At 63.7% G+C, this 24,009-nt stretch carries 26 protein-coding genes; 13 read left to right on the top strand and 13 right to left on the bottom strand.

Annotation, left to right across the window (positions count from 1 at the left end):
* Positions 1-14 precede the first annotated feature (14 nt).
* Genes P0D87_RS14465 through P0D87_RS14475 form a run of 3 tightly spaced genes read left to right on the top strand, consistent with a single transcriptional unit; the run spans position 15 to position 3,436 of the window.
* Positions 15-1,112, top strand: coding sequence for an alcohol dehydrogenase catalytic domain-containing protein (locus tag P0D87_RS14465; protein WP_029968132.1), 1,098 nt, complete (start codon positions 15-17; stop codon positions 1,110-1,112).
* A 45-nt stretch (positions 1,113-1,157) separates the two neighbouring features.
* On the top strand, positions 1,158-2,702 hold the full coding sequence (locus tag P0D87_RS14470; protein WP_053858688.1) for an FGGY-family carbohydrate kinase: 1,545 nt from the start codon (positions 1,158-1,160) through the stop codon (positions 2,700-2,702).
* Positions 2,699-3,436: an SDR family oxidoreductase gene (locus P0D87_RS14475; RefSeq protein ID WP_053858687.1), complete on the top strand. Its 738-nt coding sequence runs from the start codon at positions 2,699-2,701 to the stop codon at positions 3,434-3,436. Before P0D87_RS14470 ends, P0D87_RS14475 begins: the two co-directional genes overlap by 4 nt.
* Before the next feature lie 97 nt (positions 3,437-3,533).
* Here P0D87_RS14475 and kynA read toward each other — a convergent pair whose 3' ends face one another.
* From kynA to kynB, 3 genes are read right to left on the bottom strand one after another with little or no spacing between them, the layout of a single operon-like run.
* Positions 3,534-4,478: a tryptophan 2,3-dioxygenase gene (kynA, locus tag P0D87_RS14480; protein ID WP_053858686.1), complete on the bottom strand. Its 945-nt coding sequence runs from the start codon at positions 4,476-4,478 to the stop codon at positions 3,534-3,536.
* 10 nt (positions 4,479-4,488) lie between these two features.
* On the bottom strand, positions 4,489-5,739 hold the full coding sequence (gene kynU, locus P0D87_RS14485; protein ID WP_053858685.1) for a kynureninase: 1,251 nt from the start codon (positions 5,737-5,739) through the stop codon (positions 4,489-4,491).
* Positions 5,740-5,775: 36 nt separating this feature from the next.
* On the bottom strand, positions 5,776-6,414 hold the full coding sequence (gene kynB / locus P0D87_RS14490) for an arylformamidase (RefSeq protein WP_006050024.1): 639 nt from the start codon (positions 6,412-6,414) through the stop codon (positions 5,776-5,778).
* Between the two features lie 129 nt (positions 6,415-6,543).
* On the opposite strand from kynB, the gene P0D87_RS14495 reads away from it, so the two are divergent.
* Positions 6,544-7,059, top strand: coding sequence for an Lrp/AsnC family transcriptional regulator (locus P0D87_RS14495; RefSeq protein ID WP_006050025.1), 516 nt, complete (start codon positions 6,544-6,546; stop codon positions 7,057-7,059).
* 31 nt (positions 7,060-7,090) lie between these two features.
* Here P0D87_RS14495 and P0D87_RS14500 read toward each other — a convergent pair whose 3' ends face one another.
* The gene (locus P0D87_RS14500) at positions 7,091-7,600 is read right to left on the bottom strand and encodes a flavin reductase family protein (RefSeq protein ID WP_006050026.1); all 510 of its coding nucleotides are present in this window, start codon (positions 7,598-7,600) and stop codon (positions 7,091-7,093) included.
* A gap of 257 nt (positions 7,601-7,857) precedes the next feature.
* On the opposite strand from P0D87_RS14500, the gene msrA reads away from it, so the two are divergent.
* Complete coding sequence (msrA, locus tag P0D87_RS14505) at positions 7,858-8,406, top strand: peptide-methionine (S)-S-oxide reductase MsrA (RefSeq protein ID WP_029968120.1); 549 nt, start codon at positions 7,858-7,860, stop codon at positions 8,404-8,406.
* A gap of 33 nt (positions 8,407-8,439) precedes the next feature.
* On the opposite strand, the gene P0D87_RS14510 is transcribed toward msrA, so the two are convergent.
* From P0D87_RS14510 to P0D87_RS14525, 4 genes are all read right to left on the bottom strand, one after another.
* Complete coding sequence (locus tag P0D87_RS14510; RefSeq protein ID WP_053858684.1) at positions 8,440-9,993, bottom strand: DUF72 domain-containing protein; 1,554 nt, start codon at positions 9,991-9,993, stop codon at positions 8,440-8,442.
* 61 nt (positions 9,994-10,054) lie between these two features.
* On the bottom strand, positions 10,055-11,269 hold the full coding sequence (locus P0D87_RS14515) for a class I SAM-dependent methyltransferase (protein WP_053858683.1): 1,215 nt from the start codon (positions 11,267-11,269) through the stop codon (positions 10,055-10,057).
* A 143-nt stretch (positions 11,270-11,412) separates the two neighbouring features.
* A complete protein-coding gene (pdxH, locus tag P0D87_RS14520) occupies positions 11,413-12,054 on the bottom strand; it encodes a pyridoxamine 5'-phosphate oxidase (RefSeq protein WP_006050031.1) in 642 nt (213 codons plus the stop codon).
* Between the two features lie 35 nt (positions 12,055-12,089).
* On the bottom strand, positions 12,090-12,293 hold the full coding sequence (locus P0D87_RS14525; protein WP_149029195.1) for a hypothetical protein: 204 nt from the start codon (positions 12,291-12,293) through the stop codon (positions 12,090-12,092).
* Here P0D87_RS14525 and tcdA point away from each other — a divergent pair.
* Positions 12,292-13,143: a tRNA cyclic N6-threonylcarbamoyladenosine(37) synthase TcdA gene (gene tcdA, locus P0D87_RS14530; protein WP_053858682.1), complete on the top strand. Its 852-nt coding sequence runs from the start codon at positions 12,292-12,294 to the stop codon at positions 13,141-13,143. The genes P0D87_RS14525 and tcdA overlap by 2 nt on opposite strands.
* 42 nt (positions 13,144-13,185) lie before the next feature.
* Here the strand turns inward: tcdA and trxA are convergent, their stop codons facing one another.
* Together trxA and P0D87_RS14540 are read right to left on the bottom strand one after the other, a co-directional pair.
* The gene (trxA, locus tag P0D87_RS14535; RefSeq protein WP_006050033.1) at positions 13,186-14,034 is read right to left on the bottom strand and encodes a thioredoxin; all 849 of its coding nucleotides are present in this window, start codon (positions 14,032-14,034) and stop codon (positions 13,186-13,188) included.
* Positions 14,035-14,142: 108 nt separating this feature from the next.
* Positions 14,143-15,018 carry a pirin family protein gene (locus P0D87_RS14540; RefSeq protein WP_053858681.1) on the bottom strand — a complete coding sequence of 292 codons (876 nt, stop codon included), beginning with the start codon at positions 15,016-15,018 and terminating at the stop codon, positions 14,143-14,145.
* A 173-nt stretch (positions 15,019-15,191) separates the two neighbouring features.
* Here P0D87_RS14540 and P0D87_RS14545 point away from each other — a divergent pair, with 173 nt between their 5' ends.
* From P0D87_RS14545 to P0D87_RS14555, 3 genes are all read left to right on the top strand, one after another.
* On the top strand, positions 15,192-15,425 hold the full coding sequence (locus P0D87_RS14545) for an antitoxin (protein ID WP_006050036.1): 234 nt from the start codon (positions 15,192-15,194) through the stop codon (positions 15,423-15,425).
* Positions 15,425-15,826 (top strand): type II toxin-antitoxin system VapC family toxin, encoded by a 402-nt coding sequence (locus P0D87_RS14550; RefSeq protein ID WP_006050037.1) that lies wholly within the window; start codon positions 15,425-15,427, stop codon positions 15,824-15,826. The genes P0D87_RS14545 and P0D87_RS14550 overlap by 1 nt, the downstream gene beginning before the upstream one ends.
* An 85-nt stretch (positions 15,827-15,911) precedes the next feature.
* A complete protein-coding gene (locus P0D87_RS14555) occupies positions 15,912-16,793 on the top strand; it encodes an O-acetylserine/cysteine exporter (RefSeq protein WP_006050038.1) in 882 nt (293 codons plus the stop codon).
* A gap of 88 nt (positions 16,794-16,881) precedes the next feature.
* Here P0D87_RS14555 and P0D87_RS14560 read toward each other — a convergent pair whose 3' ends face one another.
* Positions 16,882-18,504, bottom strand: coding sequence for an N-acetylmuramoyl-L-alanine amidase (locus P0D87_RS14560; protein ID WP_053858680.1), 1,623 nt, complete (start codon positions 18,502-18,504; stop codon positions 16,882-16,884).
* The gene (gene tsaE, locus P0D87_RS14565) at positions 18,486-19,049 is read right to left on the bottom strand and encodes a tRNA (adenosine(37)-N6)-threonylcarbamoyltransferase complex ATPase subunit type 1 TsaE (RefSeq protein WP_006050040.1); all 564 of its coding nucleotides are present in this window, start codon (positions 19,047-19,049) and stop codon (positions 18,486-18,488) included. Before tsaE ends, P0D87_RS14560 begins: the two co-directional genes overlap by 19 nt.
* Positions 19,050-19,066: 17 nt before the next feature.
* Between tsaE and queG the strand changes: the two genes are divergently transcribed.
* From queG to xerD, 3 genes are read left to right on the top strand one after another with little or no spacing between them, the layout of a single operon-like run.
* Complete coding sequence (gene queG, locus P0D87_RS14570) at positions 19,067-20,314, top strand: tRNA epoxyqueuosine(34) reductase QueG (protein WP_053858679.1); 1,248 nt, start codon at positions 19,067-19,069, stop codon at positions 20,312-20,314.
* A 46-nt stretch (positions 20,315-20,360) separates the two neighbouring features.
* Entirely contained in the window at positions 20,361-20,831 is a 471-nt protein-coding gene (locus tag P0D87_RS14575) for a methylated-DNA--[protein]-cysteine S-methyltransferase (RefSeq protein WP_029968111.1), read from the top strand.
* Positions 20,828-21,784 (top strand): site-specific tyrosine recombinase XerD, encoded by a 957-nt coding sequence (gene xerD / locus P0D87_RS14580; protein WP_053858678.1) that lies wholly within the window; start codon positions 20,828-20,830, stop codon positions 21,782-21,784. Before P0D87_RS14575 ends, xerD begins: the two co-directional genes overlap by 4 nt.
* A 13-nt stretch (positions 21,785-21,797) precedes the next feature.
* On the opposite strand, the gene P0D87_RS14585 is transcribed toward xerD, so the two are convergent.
* Positions 21,798-23,366 (bottom strand): class I adenylate-forming enzyme family protein, encoded by a 1,569-nt coding sequence (locus P0D87_RS14585; RefSeq protein WP_053858677.1) that lies wholly within the window; start codon positions 23,364-23,366, stop codon positions 21,798-21,800.
* Between the two features lie 140 nt (positions 23,367-23,506).
* On the opposite strand from P0D87_RS14585, the gene P0D87_RS14590 reads away from it, so the two are divergent.
* Positions 23,507-23,998: an aminoacyl-tRNA deacylase gene (locus P0D87_RS14590; protein ID WP_053859089.1), complete on the top strand. Its 492-nt coding sequence runs from the start codon at positions 23,507-23,509 to the stop codon at positions 23,996-23,998.
* Positions 23,999-24,009: the final 11 nt, after the last annotated feature.

Genomic DNA, 24,009 nt, shown 5'->3' on the forward strand with positions numbered 1-24,009 from the left:
GGCAGGATCATGCAATGACGAATGAATTCACTCCATCCGACAAGCAGGACATGACGGCGATTGTCTGCCACGCACCGAAAGACTATCGCGTCGAACAGGTAGCGAAGCCGCGCGCGCGAGCGCATGAACTGGTGATCCGCATCGCCGCATGCGGGATCTGCGCGAGCGATTGCAAATGCCATTCGGGCGCGAAGATGTTCTGGGGCGGCCCGAGTCCGTGGGTTAAAGCGCCGGTAATTCCGGGGCACGAGTTCTTCGGCTTCGTGCAGGAACTCGGCGAAGGCGCGGCAGAACATTTCGGCGTGAAGGTCGGCGACCGCGTGATCGCCGAGCAGATCGTGCCTTGCGGCAAGTGCCGTTATTGCAAATCCGGCCAGTACTGGATGTGCGAAGTGCACAACATCTTCGGCTTTCAGCGCGAAGTCGCCGACGGCGGCATGGCCGAGTACATGCGTATTCCGCCGACCGCTATCGTCCATAAGATTCCGGACGGCATTTCACTCGAAGACGCCGCTATCATCGAACCGCTGGCGTGCGCGATTCACACGGTCAATCGCGGCGATGTGCAGTTGGATGACGTGGTCGTGATTGCAGGCGCAGGTCCGCTCGGTTTAATGATGACGCAAGTCGCGCATCTGAAAACGCCGAAGAAACTCGTCGTGATCGATCTGGTGGAAGAGCGCCTCGCACTCGCGCGCGAGTATGGCGCGGACGTGACGATCAACCCGAAGCAGGACGACGCGCTCGCGATCATCCATTCGCTCACTGACGGCTACGGCTGCGACGTATATATTGAAACGACCGGCGCGCCGGTCGGCGTCAATCAGGGCATGGATCTGATCCGCAAGCTCGGGCGCTTCGTCGAGTTCTCCGTGTTCGGCGCGGATACGACACTCGACTGGTCCGTGATCGGCGACCGCAAGGAACTCGATGTACGCGGCGCGCACCTCGGACCGTATTGCTATCCGATTGCAATCGATCTGCTCGCGCGCGGACTCGTGACGTCGAAAGGCATCGTCACACACGGCTTTTCTCTGGAAGAATGGGACGAGGCGATCAAGGTCGCCGATTCGCTGGATTCGATCAAGGTGCTGATGAAGCCGCGCGCGTAAGCGCCGGCATCTACTGAAGCGCAGCGCTACAACAACGGAGACTGTATGGAATACGTCATCGGCGTCGACATCGGCACGCAGAGCACGAAGGCGCTGCTCGTCGATCGGCACGGCGCTATCGTTGCGCAACACGCGTCGAGCTATCAGCCGGATACGCCGAAGCCGTTATGGGCCGAGCAATGGCCGGCGGTGTGGTTCAAGGCGGTCACCGAATGCATTGCCGCGTGCGTGCAGAAGGCGAAACAGGCGGGCGTCGCGGCGGATTCCATCAAGGCCGTGTGCGTGAGCAGCCTGTATGGCGGCTCGGGCATTCCCGTCGATAGCGAGATGCGGCCGCTTTATCCGTGTCTGATATGGATGGACCGGCGCGCAACCGATCAGGTCGAATGGGTGCGCCGCAACGTCGACCTCGAGCGGCTGTACGCGATCACCGGCAATGGCGTGGACAGCTACTACGGCTACACGAAGATGCTGTGGCTGCGCGATCACGAGCCCGACGTATGGGCGCAAACGCGTTACTTCCTGCCGCCGAACGCGTATGTGATCTACATGCTGACGGGCGAAGTCGCGGTCGACCACAGCTCGGCGGGCAACATCGGCGGCATCTACGATATTGCGCAGCGCGACTGGTCCGACGAGGCGCTCGACATGCTCGGCATTCCCGCGACGATGATGCCGGAGCGGCTCGTCGATTCGTCGGAAGTCGTCGGCGGGTTGCTGTCGCAATGGACCGAACAGCTCGGACTCGCGGCAGGCACGTCGATCGTGGCGGGCGGCGTGGACGCCGCGGTCGCGACATTCGCCGCGGGCGTGAGCCGAGCAGGGCAACATGTCGCGATGATCGGCACGAGCATGTGCTGGGGCTACATCAATCAGACGGTCGATGCGCGCCACGGATTGATCAGCATGCCTCACGTTTTCAACGGGCAGCGCGACATCTATGTGTTCGGCGGCGCGATTACCGCGGGTGCGTCGGTGACGTGGTATCGCGATCAGTTCTGTCATGCCGAAATGGAAGCCGCGCGCGCGACGCCGCATGGCGATCCGCATCGTCTGCTCGAAGACAACGCCGCGAAGGTCCCGGCGGGATCGGATGGCGTGATGTTTCTGCCTTATCTGATGGGCGAACGCAGCCCCGTGTGGGACGCGAAGGCGAGCGGCGCGTTCGTCGGTCTGAGCCTTTTTCATACGCGGGCGCACTTGTATCGCGCGGTGCTCGAGGGCGTGTCGTTTGCGTTGAAGCACAACATCGAGGCCGGACGCCAGGGAGCGCAGTCGTTGGAGGACAAGCTGATCGTGGTCGGCGGCGCCGCGCATTCGGATTTGTGGATGCAGATCATCGCCGACATCACCGGCTATCCGGTCTATACGATCGAGCAGGAAGTGGAGGCGGCGATGGGCGCCGCGTTGCTCGCCGCGCTCGGCGTCGGGCTGATTTCGCGCGAGGCGGCGCAGGGCGGCTGGATCACGCTAATCGAGCGCGCACAACCGGACGCCGCGCGAATGGCGCGTTACGAAGAGCGCTTCGGCATCTATAAAGACCTGTATCCGGCATTGAAGCCGGTCATGCATCGCTTGCAAACATCATGAATGCTACTTTCGATTTTTCCGGCCGCTCGATATTCGTGACGGGCGCCTCGAGTGGAATAGGGCGCGCGACGGTCGAGATGTTGTGCGCGAGCGGTGCCGATGTCGTCGCGGCGGCACGCAATGCGAACGAGCTTGCGCGTCTCGCCGAAGAGACCGGCTGCGAGCCGTTGAAGCTCGACGTCAGCGACGAAGCCGCGATCAACGAAGCGTTTCTATCGCTCGGCGCTTTCGACGGTCTGGTGAATTGCGCGGGCATTGCGTTGCTCGAGCGAGCGGTGGAGACAACGGCCGCGAGTTTCGATCGCGTGATGGCGGTGAACGCGCGCGGCGCGGCGCTGGTGGCGAAGCATGTGGCGCGAGGGATGATCGACGCGAAGCGGGCCGGCAGTATCGTGAACGTTTCGAGCCAGGCGGCGCTTGTCGCGCTTGACGATCACCTGAGCTATTCGGCTTCGAAGGCTGCGCTCGATGCGATCACGCGGGCTTTGTGCATCGAGTTGGGGCCGTTTGGAATTCGCGTCAACAGCGTCAATCCAACCGTCACGTTGACGCCGATGGCCGTGCAGGCGTGGAGCGATCCTGTCAAGCGCGAGCCTGCACTTAAGGCTATTCCGCTTGGGAGGTTTGCCGAGCCGGTTGAAGTGGCTTCGGTGGTGGCGTTCTTGTTGAGCGATGCGGCTTCTATGGTGAGTGGGGTTTCGCTGGCGGTTGATGGGGGATTTGTGGCGCGGTGACATTTACTGGTGCGGCGCGTGCGGCGCCGCTCGAGACATGACTGTCTTGTCACTAACGAGCGAAGCGGGTTAGACAAAAACCCGCCGCAGCTCGTCCCTACAACACCGTCCTGACATGCCAAAGCTCAGGAAACAAAACCACATCGAGCATCTTGCGCAGATAAGGCGCGCCACTGGTCCCGCCCGTCCCCTGCTTGAAGCCGATAATCCTCTCGACGGTAGTAACGTGCCGGAACCGCCACTGCCGGAAAGCGTCCTCGAGATCGACCAGTTCCTCGGCCATCTCATACAACTCCCAATGCTGCGAAGGATTGCGATACACCTCGAGCCAGGCCGCTTCGACGGAAGCATCGTGAACCGTGGGCTGTGTCCAGTCGCGCGCGAGCCGCGACGGCGAAATCGCAAAGCCGCGACGCGCAAGCAGCTTCACCACTTCGTCGTAGAACGACGGCGCTTCCAGTGACGCCTTCACCTCCGCAAGCACATCGGCACGATGCGCATGCGGCTTGAGCATCTGCTCGTTCTTGTTGCCGAGCAGAAACTCGATCTGCCGGTACTGATAAGACTGAAACCCCGACGAGCTGCCCAGGTAAGGCCGCATCGCCGTGTATTCGGACGGCGTCATTGTCGCGAGCACGCTCCAGGCCTGCACGAGCTGCTCCATGATCCGCGAGACGCGCGCGAGCATCTTGAACGCCGGCGGCAACTCGTCGCGATGCACGGCGCCGAGCGCGGCGCGCAACTCGTACAGCGCGAGCTTCATCCACAATTCGCTGGTCTGATGCTGAATGATGAACAGCATCTCGTTGTGATCGGGCGACAACGGATGCTGCGCATTCAGCACCGTCCCGAGCGACAGATAATCGCCGTAACTCATCGAGCCGGAGAAGTCGAGCTGCGCGTCGTGCCAGCCATCCTCGGCTGAAGAAGCGTTCGTAGCAGCAGTCGCAGCGTCGGCGGACGCAGCGCTCCCATGACCGAACGGGCAACCTTGCGCGGGCTTTTCTTCGGGCAAGCCCGGCGTTTGCATGTGATCGTTCATCGTGCGCTCCTCAGGTCACGGCGCCGCGCGCGGCAAATTCCGGCGCGCGCCAGGTCTCGCGTGCGAGCACGTCGCGCAAGGTTTCGACGGCGTCCCATACATCCACGAAGCGCGTATAAAGCGGCGTAAAGCCGAAGCGCAGCACATGCGGCTCGCGATAATCGCCGATCACCCCACGCGCGATCAACGCCTGCATCACCTCATAGCCATGCGGATGCTCGAAGCTCGCATGCGAGCCGCGCTGCGAGTGTGCGCGCGGCGTGACGAGCTTCAACGGAAACTCGCTGCAACGCGCTTCGACGAGTTCGATAAAGAGATCGGTCAGCGCCAGCGACTTGCGGCGAATCGCCTGCATGTCAGTCTGCAGAAACACGTCGAGCCCGCATTCGACGAGCGCCATCGACACCATCGGCTGCGTGCCGCACAAATAGCGGCCGACGCCCTGATCCGGCCGATACGTCGGGTTCATCTCGAACGGCGCGGCATGTCCCCACCAGCCGGAAAGCGGCTGCGCAAAATTATTCTGATGGCGCTTCGGCACCCACACGAACGCGGGCGAGCCCGGACCGCCGTTCAGATACTTGTACGTGCAGCCGACTGCGTAGTCGGCGCCGACGCCGTTCAGGTCGACCGGCACCGCGCCCGCCGAATGCGCGAGATCCCACAGCGCGAGCGCGCCCTTGTCGTGAATCAGCTTCGTCAGCGCGGCCATGTCGTGCATGTAGCCGGTGCGGTAGTTCACATGCGTGATCATCGCGATCGCGGTGTCGTCGCCGATTGCTTCCGGCAGCTCCGACGGGTCGTCGACGAGACGCAGTTCATAGCCGCGGTCGAGCTGCTCGATCACGCCCTGCGCGATGTACAGGTCGGACGGGAAATTCGAACGCTCGGACACGATCACACGCCGCTTCGGGTCGCGCGCGTCGGCGAGCCGCAGTGCGGCGGACAGCACCTTGAAGAGGTTGATCGAAATCGTATCGGTGACGACGACTTCGTCCTCGGCGGCGCCGATCAGCGGCGCGAGTTTATTGCCCAAGCGACGCGGCAGCGCGAACCAGCCCGCCGCATTCCAGCTGCGGATCAAACCCTCGCCCCATTCGGCGGCGATCACGGTTTGCGCGCGTTGCGCGGCGGCGGCCGGCGGCACGCCGAGCGAATTGCCGTCGAGGTAGATAGTGGTCGACGACAGCGCGAACTGGTCGCGCAGTGGTGCGAGCGGGTCGGCGCTGTCGAGCGCCAAGGCTTCTTCGCGATGATTCATGGTGGTCTCGTTCGTTCGCGTATTGCGGATTGAAAGTCAGTGCGCGTCGGGCAGCGCGCGCAGGACCGCGCGCACGGGGCTCGCGTCGAGCGTGGTCAGCTTGAGCGGCAGCGCGATCAGTTCGTAGTCGCCGGGCGCGACATCGTCGAGCACGATGCCCTCGAGAATCGCCATGCCGTGCGCGCGAATACGGTGATGCGCGTCCATCGTCTTCGATTCCTGCGGGTCGAGCGACGGCGTGTCGATGCCGATCAGCTTCACGCCGTTGGCCGCGAGCAGGTCGATCGTTTCGGGCGCGACGGCGCAGAAGCCGCTGTCCCACGCCGCGGTCGGCGCGTTTCTGTAAGTGCGCAGTAAGACTCGCGGCGGCAACCCGCCCAACGAGTCACGCAGATGTTGTGGCGTGACAACAGGCGACGCGCCGATGCAATGAATCACGCGGCATCGTCCGAGATAGGCGTCGAGCGGCACCTGGCCGATTGCGGCGCCCTCCGCGTCGTAGTGCAGAGGCGCGTCCGTGTGCGCGCCGGTATGCGGCGAGAGCGTCAGCCGCGCGACGTTGACGGGCGAGCCGGCCTCCATCCGCCAGACGCGCTCGATGCCGACGGGCGTGTCGCCTGGCCAGACGGGCGTCGCCGTATCGACGGCGGGGGTGATGTCCCAGAGTGTTTGCATGTCCGCATGGAAGGTGGAGGTCTATACGGAATGATAGGTGGCCAGCCGCGAAATGTGATTGCGAAAAAATCTCCTTCTAAGCCCGGTCTTGGAACATAATTTGAGTTAAATGGGAAAGGGAGACCGAATATGAACGCGATCTCGCTCGACGCCACCGATTGCCGTATCTTGACGGTGCTTCAGCAGGAAGGACGAATCAGCAATCTCGATCTCGCGGAGCGCATCTCGCTGTCGCCGTCGGCGTGTCTGCGGCGCTTGCGTCTACTGGAAGAACAGGGCGTCATCGAGCACTATCGCGCGTGTCTGAACCGCGAAGTGCTGGGCTTCGAGCTGGAGGCGTTCGTTCAGGTGTCGATGCGCAATGAACAGCAGAATTGGCACGAGCGCTTCGCTGAAGCGCTGCGCGACTGGCCGGAAGTGGTCGGCGCTTTTGTCGTGACGGGCGAGACGCACTATCTGCTGCGCGTTCTCGCGCACAACCTCAAGCACTATTCGGATTTTGTGTTGCAGCGTCTCTACAAGGCGCCGGGCGTGCTGGATATTCGTTCGAATATCGTGCTGCAGACCTTGAAGGAAGATTCGGGCGTGCCGGTTTCGCTGGTTACGCGCAATAACACGCACGGCGCGCCGCACAACGATCGCTGAGGCGCCCTCTGGCGTACAGCGCCGCGTGCGCTTACAACGATTTGAGGCCGTGGAACTGGCCGTTCTGGAAGACGAGCGGCGCCATGTCGGCGGCATTCTCGTGCACGCCGCAGCGCTCCACTTCGCCGACGAAAATCACGTGATCGCCTTCTTCGTAACGGCTGCGGTTATGGCATTCGAACCACGCGAGCGCGCCGTCGAGCACCGGCATACCGCTGTCGCCCGCCGCGTGCGATACGCCTTCGAAGCGGTCGCCCTTCACCGTGGCGAAGCGCTTGCATAGATCGAGCTGCGACGCGGCCAGCACGTTGACCACGTAGTGACTGTTCGCGCGGAACACCGACATCGACGCCGAGCGCGTGGCGAGGCTCCACAGCACGAGCGGCGGCTCGAGCGAAACCGAATTGAACGAGCTGGCGGTGATGCCGATTAACTGGCCGGACGGCGCACGCGTCGTGATGACGGTGACGCCCGTAGCGAACTGGCTGAGCGCCTGCCTGAAGGCCGGCTGGTCGAAGTTGGGCGGGCTGGCGTGCTTCATTGCGCGCAAGCCGCCGATGCGTGGCGGCCGGAAGCCGCGCCGAAGCTCTCGCGCGCACGGCGGGAAACAGTTGATTCGAAAGTCATAGTGAAAATCGTCGATTTGCCCCAATTTTAACTGCAATCGCGGTGCACTGACCGCGACGCAACCGGCGCATCGCAAAACCCGCTAAGCTGGAACGCTACCGCCGATGGCATGGGCGTTGCGGCAAAGCGAATGCGGCATCGGCCGATCACGAGTGAGAAGGAGCGAGCAGCATGAGTCAGACAGGCGAAGTCGCCACCTTGGGTGGCGGGTGTTTCTGGTGCCTCGAAGCGGTTTATCTGGGCGTCGACGGCGTCAACTCGGTGGAGTCGGGCTATGCGGGCGGCCACACGCAGCGTCCGACCTACGAGCAGGTGTGCGACGGCGCGACGGGGCACGCGGAAGTGGTGAAGGTCGAGTTCGATCCGTCGAAGATCAGCTACCGCGAGATCCTCGAAATTTTCTTCGCGATCCACGATCCCACGCAGTTGAACCGGCAAGGTAACGATGTCGGCCCGCAATACCGCTCGGTCATCTTCACGCATTCCGACGCGCAGCGTGAAGCCGCTTTGCAGGTGATCCGCGAAATCGGCGAGCAGGGCATTCACGACGGCCAGATCGTCACGCAGGTGCTTCCGCTCGACGGCAACTACTGGCCTGCCGAGGCCTATCATCAGAATTATTTCGCGCAGCATCCGGAGCAGGGCTATTGCTCGTTCGTGGTCGCGCCGAAGGTGGCCAAGTTCCGGCAGAAGTTCGCGCATCGGATCAAGGCGGGTTGAGGCGGGCCGGCGCGGGTCTGTGTTCAGTGCGGCTCAGTGCGGCTCGCTGCTGTTCGAGTCGCTGGTCTGAGCGCGGCTTGCGTCGCCCGGCGGATCTGGCGGGCGCGGCTCCTGAGGGTCACTGTGTTGCATCGCTGCGGCATTCACGGCGTCTGTTTCCTGCTGTGAGGGCTCCTGCTCGCGGCGGTGGCCGTGTTCGTGTTCCTCCTGTTCGTGCTCGCGCTCATTCGCGAGCCGCGCATACGCTTCAATGATCTCGCGCGCCAACTCGACGCAACTGAGCGGCGCCGAACCTTCCGCCTTGTTATTCACCGCGATGACCACCGGCTGGCCGGCCAGCGCATAGCGCGCGGCCAGTTCCGCGAGCGACGCGCGCGTGGCCGGATCATGGTCGACGAGCTTATCGAACGGCTCGTATTTCGCCTTCGCCTGCTCATATTTGAAGCCGCCGTGCAGGCTCCAGCGCACGACCAGCGGACCGGCGGGCTCGCCGTCCAATAGTGCGAGCGCCGCCGCCTGCCGCAGCGGATCGGGCATCCGCGCATGAATGCCGACGCAGTAGCGCACGCCCGCCGCTTTCAGCGTACGAATGAAACGCGGCGTGAGCAGACTGGCGTCGCGGATTTCGACTGCGTAGCAGGTGCCTTGCGGCAGCGTGGGCAAGGCCGCGAGGAACTCGGCCAGCCGTTCGATGAACACCGCGGGCTGCGCGAGCATCTGGTCGGGCAGCGGCGACAACTGGAACACGAGCGCGCCGGCCTTCGCGCCCAGGCCTTTGAGACACGGCGTCACGTAGTCGTCGATCGCCATCTGCGCGTTCAGAAAACACGGATTCAGCGCCACCGGCTCGCCGCGTTCTGCGCGCACGGTGGCGTCGGTGATCGTCATCGGCGCTTTGACGATGAAGCGGAAATGCTCGGGCACCTGCTGCGCGTAGCGCAGGTATTCGGTGACGGTGAGCGCCTGATAAAACGACCGGTCGATGCTGACCGTCTTCAGCAGCGGATGCGCGCCGTAGGCGGTCAGGCCGTCGCGCGACAGTTTGCTGTTGCTGTATTCGTCGCCGTAGACGATGCCGTTCCAGCCGGGAAACGACCACGTCGATGTGCCGAGGTGCACTTGCGGCGGCAGTTGTGAGGCGAGCGCGAGTACGTCGGGCGAGGGCGGGGCCGCGAGGATTTCGCGAGTGCGGCGTTTTTTGGGGGCGTCGGTGGCGGCGGCCGTTGGTGTGGCCATAGGCGCCGGCTCGGGCGCTGCTTCTTCTTGCCACAGCGACGCGGCGGCGGTTGTAGAGCGGGCGGGTTGGCGGCTTTCGGTTTTCGGCGCGTGAGTTACAAAAGGCGCATCGGCTTGCGCGTCCAACGGTGCTTGAGCGCCTGAACGAGCGCGCGACGGTTTCGCGCGGGCTTCGGCTTTCGGCGCTGCGGGTGCCGCTTGCACCGGCATCCCGAACAGATCGAACTGCGCCGCTTCGCCTGGCGCTTCCGCTTCGCTCGACGCCTCGCCTCCGCTCCGCACTCCCACGTCGCTTTGCTCGCCGCGTTCGTCCAGCGCCTCTTCCTCTTCTCTTGTCCCGCTCTGACCCATCGAGATTTTCACTAGTAAGCACCGCGACCGCCCGCGCTAGCACGACGCCGCGGCGCTCACCTCACAGCGGCTTCTCGTACATGTAGCGGCGCGACCACGGCAGGGTTTTCGCACTGCGGCCGGCCCTGCGGCAGACAACCTGATAAATGGAGACGTCGTCGTTTTCGAATGCATACGCGCAGCCGGCCAGGTACACGCGCCAGATGCGGAATTTTTCGTCGTCGACGAGCTTGCGGGCTTCTTCCGCGTGCGCCTCGAAATTTTCCGCCCAGATGTCGAGCGTGTGCGCATAGTGACGGCGCAGGCTTTCCACGTCAACCGCTTCGAGCCCGCCGCGCTGCATCGACTCGAGCGCGAGGCTGATGTGCGGCAGTTCGCCGTCCGGAAACACATAACGGTCGATGAACTCGCCGCCGCCCAGCGCCGTCTCGCCGCTGTCCGCATCGCTCGACGTGATGCCGTGATTCATCGCGATGCCGTCGTCGGCGAGAAGGTCGTGCACTTTCTTGAAGTAGCCCGGCAGGTTCTTGCGGCCCACGTGCTCGAACATGCCGACGCTCGTGATGCGGTCGAATCGTCCTTCGACGTCGCGATAATCCTGCAGACGAATCTCGATCTGATTCTCGAGGCCCGCGGCTTTCACGCGCGCCGTCGCGAGGTCGAACTGGTTTTGCGACAGCGTCACGCCCACGCATTGCGCGCCGAATTTTTGCGCCGCGCGCAGCACGAGCGCGCCCCAGCCGCAGCCGATGTCGAGCAGCCGCTGACCCGGCTGCACCTGAATCTTCGTGAGGATGTGGTCGATCTTCTTGATCTGCGCGGTGGCGAGATCTTCGTCGCCGTTCTCGAAATAGGCGCACGAGTAGACCATGTTCTCGTCGAGCCAGAGCTTGTAGAACTCGTTCGAGACATCGTAGTGATACTGGATGGCCTTTTTATCCGACGCCTTCGAATGCTGGAAATAGCGCCGCACGCGCGCGAGCTTGCCCGCACTATTGACGGTGTTGCGCGCGAGCTGATAACCGACGTTGATGATGTCCGAGAGCTTGCCCTCGATGTCGATCTTGCCCTTGACGTACGCCTCGCCCAGGTTGTCGAGGCTCGGTTCGAGCAGATAAGGCAACGCCGTTGCGCTCTTGACGTGCAGCGTGACCTGCGGCGCGGCGAACCGCCCGAAGTCGTGCTGCTGGCCGTCCCACAGCACGAGACGCGCCGGCAAATCAGCCTTGGTTTTTACTTCTTCCACCCACTGCGCCAGCTTTTTCTCCCAGAACATGCGATTTCTCCGTGTCCGTTGAATTAAAGCGAAGCTTGTGTGGATCGCAGCCCGATGCGGCGCAACTCCCATGCCGCGAGACGCGATCCTTGCGCCGCGCGCTGCTACGTCGGCAACGCGCTGACGACATTGTTAGTGCTGGTTCAGGGCGACAGACGGCAGATTTGCCAGTCGCTGTTTTCGCTCGAACGCGTGTAAAGCAGACGGTCGTGCAAACGCGACGGCCGGCCCTGCCAGAATTCGATTGCTTCGGGCACCAAACGATAACCGCCCCAATGCGGCGGACGCGGCGGTTCGTCGCCGTATTGCAGGCGCATTTCGCGTTCGCGCGTTTCGAGCTGCGAACGGCTTTCAATCACCTGACTTTGATTCGACGCCCATGCGCCGATACGCGAACCGGGCGGACGCGACGCGAAATAGGCGTCGCTTTCCGCCGCGCTCGTTTTGACGACGCGCCCCTCGATGCGCACCTGGCGCTCGAGCTCGATCCAGTAGAAGAGCAGGCTCGCGTACGGATTCGCGGCCAGCTCGCGGCCCTTGCGGCTTTCGTAGTTGGTGAAGAACACGAAGCCTCGTTCGTCGACGCCCTTGATCAGCACGATGCGCGCTGAAGGCCGGCCGCGCGAGTCAACGGTGGCGAGCGTCATCGTATTCGGTTCGGGCAGTTTCGCCTCGACGGCCTGCTGAAACCAGACGTCGAATTGCCGGAACGGGTCGCGGTCGACGTCGCCGATGTCCAGAGAACCCAGCGAATAATTTTTTCGAAGTTCGGCGAGTGAGGTCATGTTCTTATGCGCACGCTACAGTCAGCCCAGTATAGCTAAGGCGCCAATTTTTTGCCCGCAGCCAGATCAAGCGCGATGCACCGGTGCCGCGCTTTCGCGGGTTTTCGAACGGCGACTTTCTCACGGTGATTGCCGCGGCAATGCTGATCCATGCGTTCAGGCAAAATACGGACTGCGCGATTCACATGCGCTTTCTGCCTTGCGCTTTCTGCTTTCTTGCCTTCAACGAGTTCCATCATGTCGACCACCGCGCAATCCGATCTTACTACCAGCCTCGACGGGCATGAAGCCGCCGACCGCGCGCGACGCTTCGGCGGCATTGCGCGTTTGTACGGCGCGCCCGCGCTTGCCGCTTTCGAGGGCGCGCATGTGGCGGTAATCGGTATCGGCGGAGTGGGCTCGTGGGTCGCCGAAGCGTTGGCGCGCAGCGCGGTGGGCACGCTGACGCTGATCGACCTCGACAATGTTGCTGAAAGCAATACGAACCGGCAGATTCATGCGCTCGACGGCAACTACGGAAAACCGAAGGTCGAAGCGATGGCCGAGCGCATCGCCGCGATCAATCCGTCGTGCGATGTGCGTCTCGTGGAAGACTTCGTGGAGCCCGACAACTTCGCGGCGACGCTCGGCGGCGGCTTCGATTATGTGATCGATGCGATCGACAGCGTGCGCACCAAGACCGCGCTGATCGCGTGGTGTGTCGAGCGCAAGCAGCCGTTGATCACGATCGGCGGCGCGGGCGGCCAGCTCGATCCGACGCGCATTCGCATCGACGATCTCGCAGCGACGATTCAGGACCCGTTGCTGTCCAAAGTGCGCGGACAGTTGCGCAAGCAGCATGGTTTTCCGCGCGGGCCGAAAGCGAAATTCAAGGTGAGCGCCGTGTATTCCGACGAGCCGCTGATCTATCCCGAAGCCCCTGTCTGCGACATCGATGCGGAAGCGGAACACGTCGCGACATCGCCGGGATATGCGGGGCCGGTCGGTCTGAATTGCGCGGGCTTTGGTTCGAGCGTGTGCGTGACGGCGAGCTTTGGCTTCGCCGCGGCCGCGTATGTGTTGCGGGCGCTGGCGAAGCAGGCGGTGTGACCTTTAGTGCGCAGCGGGTGCGCAAGGCACCGGATCTGGTATCTAGTACAGCGCGGCGCTCAGCTTGCGGCGCCATTGCGCGACGAGTTCCGGCTGATGCGCGGCCAGATCGAACACCGAGAGCATCGTCTTGCGGCCGATGTCGTCGCGGAACGTGCGATCGCGCTGCACGATTGCCAGCAGATGCTCGAGCGCGCCCGCATATTTGCGGCGTGCGATCAGCGCGCTCGCGAGATCGAAGCGCGCTTCCAGATCGTCGGGATGGCTCGCGACGCGCGCTTCGAGCGCGTCGGTCGGCGGCAGATCGGCCGCGGCATCCACGGCGTCCAGACGCGTCTTGATCGCGTTGAAGCGCGCGTCGATGCCTTGCGTCGTTTTCGGCGACAGCAAATCGACCTCGTCGCGCGCTTCGTCGATACGGTTGTCATCAAGCAGCATCTCGATGCGGTCGAGGCGCGCTTCGTCGAAAGCCGGGTCGATCGCGAGCGCGGCCTGCAACGCCTCGTAAGCGTCCTCGCGGCGGCCTTCGGCCAAGGCGGCCTGCGCGTCGAGACGCGCGGCATCCGCGCCTTGCGGCACGAGCCGTTCGATGAATTCGCGCAGTTGCCCTTCAGGCAGCACGCCGACGAACTGATCGACCGGCCGGCCGTCCGCGAATGCCATGACGTGCGGAATGCTGCGCACCTGGAAGTGCGCGGCAAGTTCCTGGTTCTCGTCCACGTTCACCTTGACGAGCTTCCATTTGCCGGCGCCTTCGGCTTCGAGCTTTTCCAGCATCGGGCCGAGCGTTTTGCAGGGGCCGCACCACGGCGCCCAGAAATCGACCAGCACAGGGGCCAGTGTCGACGCCGTGATGACGTCCTTTTCGAATGTGGCCAGAGTGGTGTCCATTACGTCCTCGTCGATAAAACGGTTTGTCTGTTAGCTGGGGCCGAACTGCGCGGATTCAATGTGTGTTGACGCCGCGCCCGCGCCTGAAATCCGCCGTCATTTCCGCCGTCACTTTTTTAGCGGCAGCGGTATCCATTCGGTTTCGCCCGGCACTGTGCCCATTTCCTGATTCGTCCACGCGAGTTTCGCGGCTTCGATCTTCTCACGCGAACTCGCGACGAAATTCCATTCGATAAAGCGTTCGCCGTCGAGCTTTTCGCCGCCGAGCACCATCACGCGCGCGCCGTGCGTGCTCGCGAGCGTCACGGTTTCGTCGATTGCGAGCACGGCCATCTGACCGACTTCGAGCGGCGTGCCGTCGATCTCCAGATCGCCTTCCACCAGATACACGCCGCGCTCCTCGTGCTCCGGTTCGAGCGCGAACGCGCTGCCCGGCGCGAACTCGCCCGCGACATACAGCGTGCCGGAAAACGTGCTGACGGGCGAACGCTGGCCGAACGCGGTGCCGGCGATCACGCGCAACGTGACGCCGTTGCGCTCGACCACCGGCAGCGTGTCCGCGCTGTGATGCGCGAACGACGGCGCGACCTCTTCGTCGTCGAGCGGCAGCGCGACCCAGGTCTGAATGCCGTGGATGGTCTGACCGCGCGCGCGGTCTTCGGCGGGCGTGCGCTCGGAATGGACGATGCCGCGTCCGGCCGTCATCCAGTTGACGTCGCCGGGGACGATCTTCTGTTCCGAGCCGAGACTGTCGCGATGCATGATCGCGCCTTCGAACAGAAACGTCACCGTGGCGAGGCCGATATGCGGATGCGGACGCACGTCTAGGCCGACGCCGGGTTCGAGCGTCGCCGGGCCCATGTGATCGAAGAAGATGAACGGTCCGATCAGACGCGCGGCCATTGCAGGCAGCACGCGCCGCACAGTCAGACTGCCGACATCGCGCAGATGCGGTTTGAGAACTGCTTTGATCGAAGAGGACATGGGGCGCTCGGCAAGAAGGGATGAGGAAAATTCTTAATGGATGATTCTACTGCGTTGGCTCAGCCAGCGCCTCCAGCCAGGCTCGGCGTACACACATGTATTTACATCGCGCCGCTGCCCGTCTATAGTGATGTATGTACATTGGATGTACATCATCGTACGAGGAGCGCAATATGCTGACCAAGGTTTTTCGCAATGGCAATTCGCAGGCCGTGCGCATTCCGGCTGAACTGGCGTTTAGCAGCGTCGACATGGAAGTGGAAATCGAGCGGGTCGGCGACGAACTGCGCATTCGTCCCACGCGCCGCCCGCTCGCCGGCGTACTAAAGAAATTCTCGAAGTTCAGCCCGGATTTCATGGCGGAAGGCCGCGGCGACCACGAGCAGGCTGAGCGCGAGGATCTGTAATGCCGCGCTACATGCTGGACACCAACATGTGCATCTACCTGATGAAGAATCAGCCGGAGCAGGTTGCGAAGCGTTTTGCGGAATGCTTCGTCGGCGACGTCGTGATGTCCGCCATTACTTTCGCCGAGCTGGAGTACGGCGTGGCGGTCTCGGCCAATCGTGCGCGCGAGCGTCGCAACCTTGCGGCGCTTGTCGAAGACATCCTGGTTGCGCCGTTCGACAGCGCGGCGGCGAGTGCCTACGGCCCGATCCATGAAGCCACGCGCGAGCGCAAGAAGGACCAGCTCGACAAGCTGATCGCGGCCCACGCGGTCTCGCTCGACGTCGTGCTCGTCACCAACAATGAGCGCGATTTCACGGCCTATCCCGGCCTGCGTATCGAAAACTGGCTCAATGCCTGAGCGCACGGCGACTGCGCTTTCGGTCCCGTGCGAATTTCCCACGCTCCGCTAAACTGACGGGTTCAACACTTTATTGGAGACCGGCATGTCGCCGAGGGACCTGCTGCTCGCGCTCGTCGTCGTCATTGCGTGGGGCGTCAATTTCGTCGTTATCAAGGTCGGCTTGCATGGCGTGCCGCCGATGCTGCTCGGCGCGCTGCGCTTCACGCTCGCGGCAATACCGGCGGTGTTTTTTGTCAAGCGTCCACAATTGGCATGGCGCTGGTTGCTGGCCTATGGCTTGACGATCTCGCTCGGGCAGTTCGCGTTTCTGTTCTCGGCGATGTACGTCGGCATGCCGGCCGGACTCGCATCGCTCGTGTTGCAGGCGCAGGCGTTTTTCACGCTGATCTTCGCCGCGTTCTTCTTGCATGAGCGTTTTCGCTTGCCGAATGTCGCCGGTTTGCTGATCGCCGCCGCGGGCCTCGCCGTGATCGGCATGCAGGGCGGCCATGCGATGACGCTCGCCGGCTTCCTGCTCACGCTGTGCGCCGCGTGTTCGTGGGCGCTCGGCAACATCGTCACGAAGAAGGTCGGCAAGGTCGACCTCGTCGGCCTCGTGGTGTGGGGCAGTCTGATTCCGCCGCTGCCTTTCTTCGCGCTGTCGTATGCGTTCGAGGGTCCGCAGCGGATCGCGGCGGCGCTTTCCGGCATCAGCGCGATGTCGATTTTCGCGGTCGTCTATCTCGCGTTTATCGCCACGCTGCTCGGCTATGGATTATGGAGCCGTCTGTTGTCGCGCTATCCGGCGAGCCAGGTCGCGCCGTTTTCGCTGCTCGTGCCGATCGTCGGTCTCGCATCGGCGGCGGTCTTTCTCGACGAGCGGCTCTCCACCGCGCAGATCGCCGGTGCGGTGCTGGTGATGGTGGGGCTCGCGGTGAACGTATTCGGCGGCTGGGTCGTGCAGCGCTTGTCGCTGGCGCGTTGAAACGCGCGGATAAACGACAACGGCCGCATTGCTGCGGCCGTTTTTTTGTTGAAGCGCTGAACGAGAACAACGCGCTAAAGACGCATCGTCACGTCATGCGATTCTTGGCAAGCGGCGGATTCGCCGCGAAATAACGCTTGATGCCGGTCATGATCGCATCGGCCATCTTCTCGCGATAGGCGTCGTCGTTCAGGCGCCGCTCCTCGTCGGGATTGCTGATGAACGCCGTTTCCACGAGGATCGACGGAATGTCGGGCGCCTTCAACACCGCGAAGCCCGCCTGTTCGACCGAACCTTTGTGCAGCTTGTTGATCCCGCCGATTTCCTTCAGCACGAAGTTGCCGTAGCGCATGGAGTCGCGAATCTGCGCGGTGGTGGACATGTCGAACAACGCGCGATTCACGGTGGCGTCGGCGGATTTGATGTTGATGCCGCCAATCTGGTCCGACGCGTTCTCCTTGTTCGCCATCCAGCGCGCGGCCGCGCTCGACGCGCCGTGCTCCGACAACGCGAACACCGACGAGCCGCGCGCCTCGGGCGTGGTGAACGCATCGGCGTGAATCGACACGAACAGGTCCGCGCCGACGCGCCGCGCTTTTTGCACGCGCACGTTCAGCGGCACAAAGAAGTCGGCGTCGCGTGTCATCATCGCGCGCATGTTCGGTTGCGCGTCGATCTTCGCGCGCAGTTTCTTCGCGATGTCGAGCGCGACGTGCTTCTCGTAAGTGCCCGAGCCGCCGATCGCGCCGGGGTCTTCGCCGCCGTGTCCCGGATCGATCGCGACGGTCAACAGGCGCACCGTGTTGCTCTTGCCCGACTTCGGCGTGGTGAACGCGTAAGTGTCGTCGCCGCTGTCGTCGTTATCCAGACTCTTCGCGCTGTTGGCGCCGCTGCCCTTGTTGCGCGCGATCGCCGTGGGCGGCGTGGCCGGAGTGGGCGGCACGCCAGGCGTTGGCGTCGGCGTCTTCGCAATGATCGGCGGCAAACCTGGCGACCCGGACGTAGAGCCGGACGGCGACCCACTGTGCGCCGGCGCATGCGGTGCGCCCGCCGCGGACCCGCTGCCGCCGTTCTGCGCATAGCGCTCGAAGAACGCCTCGCTGTTGTCGGCGGCCGGCGGCGTCGTGCCGGGGCCGCTCAACGTAGCGGGCGGCGCGCTGTTTTCTTCGTTCAGCGTTTGCTGCTTGCGCTCGCTTTGCGCGAGCAGTTCCATCAACGGATCGGGCGCGACGGCCGGATACAGGTCGAACACGAGCCGGTACTTGTACGCGCCGACGGGGGGCAGCGTGAACACCTGCGGCTTCACCGAGCCCTTCAGATCGAACACCATGCGCACGACGTGCGGCTGGAATTGCCCCACACGCACCGATTGAATTTGCGGATCGTTCGGCGTGATCTTCGATACGAGGTCCTTCAACGCCTGGTCGAGATCCAGGCCGCTCAGATCGACGACGAGCCGGTCAGGGCCCTGAAGCAACTGCTGCGCGTTTTGCAGAGGCTGATCGGATTCGATGGTGACGCGCGTGTAGTCGCGCGCCGGCCACACGCGCACGCCGAGCACCGAACTCGCCAGCGCGAGACGCGGCGCGACGAGGCCGAGCACGAGCGTGGACGCGCCCGCGCGCAGAATCTGCCGGCGCCGCCAGTTATGCGTCGCGGTGGCCGCCGATTCAATCGAGCGGAACGGTTTGATCAACATCTTTCGAGACATGCCTTTCCTGTTTCGCTGTATGCCTGTGCGACGAGTGTGCGGCCGTCGCCCTCGCCAGCCAGGTCGAGCGAGAAGACGAGATCCGGCACGCCGAGCAGCGCGCCGGCGCGTTGCGGCCATTCGACGAGGCAAACCGCGCCGCTGTCGAAATACTCGCGAAAGCCCGCGTCGGCCCATTCGGCCGGATCGGTGAACCTGTAGAGATCGAAGTGGTAAAGCGCGAGTTCCCCGGTGGGCCGCTCGAGTACATAAGGCTCGACGAGCGTGTACGTGGGACTGCGCACGCGACCGGTGTGACCGAGGCCGCGCAAGGTGGCGCGCACGAGTGTCGTTTTGCCGGCGCCGAGATCGCCGACCAGTTGTACTTGCAGACCGTGGAATGCCTGAGCGTTCGCGTTGCCGTCATGCGCGACGGCGACGCTTTCGATGGCCCGCGCGAAGCGCTCGCCAAATGCGAGCGTGGCGGCTTCGTCCGCGAACGAGAAGACGCGTTCGAGCAGAACTTCGGCGGGCGGCGCGATCGCGCGATCGGGATGGTCAGGCATTCTCGTAAAATGACGTGATGAACCGAAGTCCGGAGTCCCCCGTGTGCCCTGTGTCCAATGCGCCTGCAACTGGCGACGAGGCGCGTGCCGAGCGTCAATTCGATCAAGCGGCGCTGCATGCGCTCGCGCAAAACATCAAAACGTGGGGCCGTGAACTGGGTTTCGGGGCGATCGGCATTAGCGATACCGACCTCTCCGTTGCCGAAGCGCCGCTTGCAGCCTGGCTGGAAGCGGGTTGCCACGGCGAGATGGATTATATGGCCAAACACGGTATGAAACGCGCGCGGCCTGCCGAGCTTGTGGCCGGCACGCTACGTGTGATTACCGCTCGCATCGCCTATTTGCCCGCTGATGTACTGAACGGAAAGCAGCCCGAAAGCGACTCGTCGAAAGGGCCGCTCAACCAGGACTGGCGGGGCGCCGAGCATGCGCGGCTTGCCGATCCTGCTGCTGCCGTCGTGTCGATTTATGCGCGCGGCCGCGACTATCACAAGGTGATGCGTAACCGTCTGCAACATCTGTCAGAGAAAATTCAGGCGGAGATCGGCGCGTTCGGTTATCGCGTGTTTACCGACTCGGCGCCGGTGCTCGAAGTCGAGCTTGCGCAGAAGGCCGGCATCGGCTGGCGCGGCAAACATACGCTGCTTTTGCAACGCGACGCGGGCTCGCTGTTTTTTCTCGGCGAAATCTACGTCGATGTGCCGTTGCCGACCGATGCCGAGACATCGCCCGAAGTCGCGCCCGAAACGCCGGGCTCGCATTGCGGCAGTTGCTCGCGCTGCATCGACGCATGTCCGACAGGAGCGATCGTCGGTCCTTACAAAGTGGATGCGCGTCTGTGTATCTCCTATCTGACGATCGAACTGAAGGGCAGCATTCCGGTGGAGATGCGTCCGCTCATCGGCAACCGCGTGTATGGCTGCGACGATTGTCAGCTCGTGTGTCCGTGGAACAAGTTTGCGCAGGCCGCGCCGGTCGCCGATTTCGACGTGCGTCATGGGCTCGACCGCGCGTCGCTGGTGGAGCTGTTCGGCTGGAGCGCGGACGATTTCGACACGCGCATGCAGGGCAGCGCGATACGGCGCATCGGTTACGAGAGCTGGTTGCGCAACCTTGCGGTCGGGATGGGCAATGCACTGCGTGCATCGCGCGACGCGTTGAGCGCGGAGGCCCGCGAGGCGATTGTCGAGGCGCTCAGGCGCCGTGCCGACGATCCTTCGGCGCTCGTGCGCGAGCATGTGCAATGGGCGCTCGAAGCGGCGTAAACTATCGGCAATTCATGGCTTACGTTGTGGTGTGCGAGGAGGCGACATGTTCAACGCAGTGATCGATGCGCCGTTCGGCAAGGTCGGCATTCGCACCGAAGGCGAGGCGGTGCGCGAGATCGTCTATCTGCCGGAGTCGATGCAAAACGTCGCGCCGGACACGCCGTTGGCGCAACGCGCTGTCGAGCAGATCGAGCGGTATTTCGCGGAGCCGTCGGCGAAATTCGACTTGCCGCTCGCCACCGCGGGCACCGCGTTCCGGCGGCGTGTGTGGCAGGCGCTGTGCGAGATTCCGCCCGGCGCGGTCGTCACGTATGGGCAACTGGCAAGGCAGCTCGGCAGTGTGCCGCGCGCGGTCGGGCAGGCGTGCGGCGACAATTGTTTTCCTATCGTGATTCCGTGTCATCGCGTGGTGAGTTCGAGCGGCATCGGCGGATTCGCGCATCATGCCGACGACGGCTTTTTTCGCAACGTCAAGCGCTGGCTGCTCGCGCATGAAGGCATTCCCTACGCATGAGCGATACCCTGGTTGAGGACGCAAGCGCGGACCCAGGCGCGGGCTTCGCGCAGTCGCCCTTGTTCGCGGCGAGTTCGGCGTCGATCGACGCATTCTGCGACGCGCTATGGCTCGAACACGGCCTCTCGCGCAACACGCTCGACGCGTATCGCCGCGACCTGCGTCTCTTCAGCGAGTGGCTCGCGCAAACGCGCGGCGCATCGCTCGACATCGCCAGCGAGGCCGATCTGAACGCGTACAGCGCGGCGCGTCGGAAGGACAAATCGACGTCGGCGAACCGGCGCCTCTCGGTGTTTCGCCGCTATTACGGTTGGGCTGTGCGCGAGCATCGCGCGAAGGTTGATCCGACGCTGCGCATTCGCTCGGCGAAACAACCGCCGCGTTTTCCGTCGACGCTCAGCGAAGCGCAAGTCGAGGCGCTGCTCGGCGCGCCCGACATCGACACGCCGTTGGGTCTGCGCGATCGCACCATGCTCGAGCTGATGTACGCGAGCGGCTTGCGCGTCACCGAACTCGTCACGCTAAAGACCGTTGAAGTCGGCCTGAACGAAGGCGTGGTCCGCGTGATGGGCAAGGGCTCGAAAGAGCGGCTGATTCCGTTCGGCGAAGAAGCGCACGGCTGGATCGAACGTTATTTGCGCGACGCGCGGCCAGCGCTGCTCGGCGCGCGCGCCGCCGATGCACTGTTCGTCACGAATCGCGCCGAGGGCATGACGCGCCAGCAGTTCTGGAACATCATCAAGCGACATGCGGCGGCGGCCGGCGTGCATGCACCGTTGTCGCCGCACACGTTGCGGCACGCGTTCGCGACGCATCTGCTCAATCACGGCGCCGATCTGCGCGTGGTGCAACTACTGCTCGGCCACACCGACATTTCGACCACGCAGATTTATACGCACGTCGCGCGCGAGCGGCTCAAGTCGCTGCATGCTGTGCATCATCCGCGCGGTTGACGCACACGCACCTTCAAAGCAATTCGCGCAGCCGGTGCTTGAGAATTTTTCCCGTCGATGCCGCGGGCAATGCCGCAAGCACCTTCACTTCGGCGGGGCGCTTGTAGGGCGCAAGGCGTTCGGCGCACCACGCGGCAAGCTCAACCGGTGTAACGGTCGCGTGAGCCGCCAGTTCGACGAACGCGATCACTTCCTCGTTGCCCTCGACTGCGCGCCCGATCACCGCCGACTGCACGACTTGCGGATGCGCGTTCAGCACATGCTCGACCTCGGCGGGATAAACATTGAAGCCGGAGCGGATGATCAGGTCCTTGCTGCGCCCGACGATATGCAGCGCGCCATCGGCGTCCTGCCGCGCGAGATCGCCGGTTTTCAGCCAGCCGTCTTCGGTCACTGCCGCGCGCGTTTGCTCCGGGTTGCGGTAGTAGCCGAGCATTACGTTCGGGCCGCGCACCCATAGCTCGCCGATTGCGCCGGGCGCGGCGTCCGCGCCGTCGAGTTCGACAAAGCGCACTTCGACGCCCGGAATCACTTCGCCGACCGAACAGTCCGCGCGCGGCGCATCGAGCATGGTCTGCGAGACAGTCGGACTGCTTTCGGTCATGCCGTAGCCGTTATGCAGCGGCAAACCGTACACGCTTTCGACGTGGGCTTTCAGCGCCGCGTCGAGCGGCGAGCCGCCCGAATAGATGAAGCGCAGATGCGGCGCGCGCCATTCATGCCCGTGCGTCTGCAAATGCTCGAGCAGTTTGGCGTGCATCGCGGGCACGCCCTGAAAGATCGACACGCGTTCGTCGGCGAGCGCGCGGCGCACGGCTTCGGGCGCGAAGCGCGGCGCGAGCCGCAAGGTCGCGCCGGCGTGCAGACTGCCGAGGCACACCGACGCGAAGCCGTACACATGCGAGATGGGCAGCACGGCATAGACCACGTCGTCGGGACGAACCTGGCGCAGCCGGCTCGACACGGTGGCGATAAAAAGCAGATTGCGATGCGACAGCATCACGCCCTTTGGCGCGCCGGTGGTGCCGGTCGTATAGATCAGCGCCGCGCATTGGCATTCGCTCGCGGCTTCGACCGGTTCCGCTTGCGCTTGCGCCGAATCGTCCACCACGTAGGACCACGCGCCGATGTCCGGCGTCATGCGCGGCGCCGTACGTGCCTGATGACGCTGCGCATGCTGGCTCGCATCGACCGAGCTTTCGACCATATACGCGGTGACGCGCGGCTTCGCGTGCGCGCGGATCGCGTCCAGTTCCGCCGCCGACAGACGTGCGTTCGACACCAGCGCCCACGCGTCGAGCCGCGCCGTGGCGAACAGCAGCACGATCTGCGCGATGCTGTTCTCGGCGACGATCATCACGCGGTCGCCGCCTTGCACGCCCCATTCGCGCAGCAACGCGGCGGCCGCGTCCACGGCCACCATGAGTTGCGCATTGGTGAGACGGCGCGCGTCCTCGATCAACGCAATGTGCTGCGGATCGCGCGCGGCGGCCAGCGCGGGAATATCGGAAATGCGCGCGGGGAGGGCGGCCAGCAGCGCGGGAACGTCTATCGTGGAGCGTAAAGCGGAAGCGGTGGTCAAGTGCGTCTCCTAAGGGCGATTGCGTGACCGGCGTGCATCGCGCCGGAAGATTTTCGAACGATCGTGCCACAATGCCCGAAGCCGCACAATTGGCCATTCGGCAAATAGCCGTTGTGCAAAGTCGCCATTACAATGCGCCGATGAGCAAATCCAGACACGTTTCCGAAACGCCCGCCACGCAGTTTCTGCGTCGGCACGGCGTGGCTTTCGGCGAGCATCCGTACGATTATGTGGAGCATGGCGGCACCGGCGAATCGGCGCGTCAGCTTGGCGTAGACGAGCATCAGGTCGTGAAGACGCTCGTCATGGAGGACGAGCATGCGAAGCCGTTGATCGTCCTCATGCACGGCGACCGCACCGTCAGCACCAAGAACCTCGCGCGGCAGATCGGCGTGAAGCGCGTCGAGCCGTGCAAGCCCGAAGTGGCGAACCGTCATTCCGGCTATCTGATCGGCGGCACGTCGCCGTTCGGCACGCGCAAGCAGATGCCGGTGTACATCGAGTCCACCATTCTGGAGATGGAGCGCATCTGGCTGAACGGCGGCCGGCGCGGTTTTCTCGTCAGTATCGAGCCGAAAGTGCTGACCGGATTGCTGGGCGCGAAGCCGGTGCAGTGCGCGAGCGTCGATTGACGTTTGCCTGA

Source organism: Paraburkholderia sp. RL17-368-BIF-A, assembly GCF_046054045.1.
Classification (GTDB): Bacteria; Pseudomonadota; Gammaproteobacteria; order Burkholderiales; family Burkholderiaceae; genus Paraburkholderia; species Paraburkholderia graminis.

Excerpts from the sequence above, each read along its gene's own strand:
- P0D87_RS14550 (WP_006050037.1), top strand. The coding sequence starts at position 15,425 with ATGCCGCGCTACATGCTGGACACCAACATGTGCATCTACCTGATGAAG.
- msrA (WP_029968120.1), top strand. The coding sequence starts at position 7,858 with ATGAGTCAGACAGGCGAAGTCGCCACCTTGGGTGGCGGGTGTTTCTGG.
- P0D87_RS14545 (WP_006050036.1), top strand. The coding sequence starts at position 15,192 with ATGCTGACCAAGGTTTTTCGCAATGGCAATTCGCAGGCCGTGCGCATT.
- P0D87_RS14590 (WP_053859089.1), top strand. The coding sequence starts at position 23,507 with ATGAGCAAATCCAGACACGTTTCCGAAACGCCCGCCACGCAGTTTCTG.
- tcdA (WP_053858682.1), top strand. The coding sequence starts at position 12,292 with ATGTCGACCACCGCGCAATCCGATCTTACTACCAGCCTCGACGGGCAT.
- kynA (WP_053858686.1), bottom strand. The coding sequence starts at position 4,478 with ATGAACGATCACATGCAAACGCCGGGCTTGCCCGAAGAAAAGCCCGCG.
- P0D87_RS14495 (WP_006050025.1), top strand. The coding sequence starts at position 6,544 with ATGAACGCGATCTCGCTCGACGCCACCGATTGCCGTATCTTGACGGTG.
- P0D87_RS14555 (WP_006050038.1), top strand. The coding sequence starts at position 15,912 with ATGTCGCCGAGGGACCTGCTGCTCGCGCTCGTCGTCGTCATTGCGTGG.
- P0D87_RS14475 (WP_053858687.1), top strand. The coding sequence starts at position 2,699 with ATGAATGCTACTTTCGATTTTTCCGGCCGCTCGATATTCGTGACGGGC.
- P0D87_RS14510 (WP_053858684.1), bottom strand. The coding sequence starts at position 9,993 with ATGGGTCAGAGCGGGACAAGAGAAGAGGAAGAGGCGCTGGACGAACGC.
- P0D87_RS14575 (WP_029968111.1), top strand. The coding sequence starts at position 20,361 with ATGTTCAACGCAGTGATCGATGCGCCGTTCGGCAAGGTCGGCATTCGC.
- P0D87_RS14560 (WP_053858680.1), bottom strand. The coding sequence starts at position 18,504 with ATGTCTCGAAAGATGTTGATCAAACCGTTCCGCTCGATTGAATCGGCG.
- P0D87_RS14500 (WP_006050026.1), bottom strand. The coding sequence starts at position 7,600 with ATGAAGCACGCCAGCCCGCCCAACTTCGACCAGCCGGCCTTCAGGCAG.
- trxA (WP_006050033.1), bottom strand. The coding sequence starts at position 14,034 with ATGGACACCACTCTGGCCACATTCGAAAAGGACGTCATCACGGCGTCG.
- P0D87_RS14525 (WP_149029195.1), bottom strand. The coding sequence starts at position 12,293 with ATGATGGAACTCGTTGAAGGCAAGAAAGCAGAAAGCGCAAGGCAGAAA.
- P0D87_RS14465 (WP_029968132.1), top strand. The coding sequence starts at position 15 with ATGACGAATGAATTCACTCCATCCGACAAGCAGGACATGACGGCGATT.
- P0D87_RS14515 (WP_053858683.1), bottom strand. The coding sequence starts at position 11,269 with ATGTTCTGGGAGAAAAAGCTGGCGCAGTGGGTGGAAGAAGTAAAAACC.
- P0D87_RS14470 (WP_053858688.1), top strand. The coding sequence starts at position 1,158 with ATGGAATACGTCATCGGCGTCGACATCGGCACGCAGAGCACGAAGGCG.
- xerD (WP_053858678.1), top strand. The coding sequence starts at position 20,828 with ATGAGCGATACCCTGGTTGAGGACGCAAGCGCGGACCCAGGCGCGGGC.
- kynB (WP_006050024.1), bottom strand. The coding sequence starts at position 6,414 with ATGCAAACACTCTGGGACATCACCCCCGCCGTCGATACGGCGACGCCC.
- kynU (WP_053858685.1), bottom strand. The coding sequence starts at position 5,739 with ATGAATCATCGCGAAGAAGCCTTGGCGCTCGACAGCGCCGACCCGCTC.
- P0D87_RS14540 (WP_053858681.1), bottom strand. The coding sequence starts at position 15,018 with ATGTCCTCTTCGATCAAAGCAGTTCTCAAACCGCATCTGCGCGATGTC.
- pdxH (WP_006050031.1), bottom strand. The coding sequence starts at position 12,054 with ATGACCTCACTCGCCGAACTTCGAAAAAATTATTCGCTGGGTTCTCTG.
- queG (WP_053858679.1), top strand. The coding sequence starts at position 19,067 with ATGAACCGAAGTCCGGAGTCCCCCGTGTGCCCTGTGTCCAATGCGCCT.
- tsaE (WP_006050040.1), bottom strand. The coding sequence starts at position 19,049 with ATGCCTGACCATCCCGATCGCGCGATCGCGCCGCCCGCCGAAGTTCTG.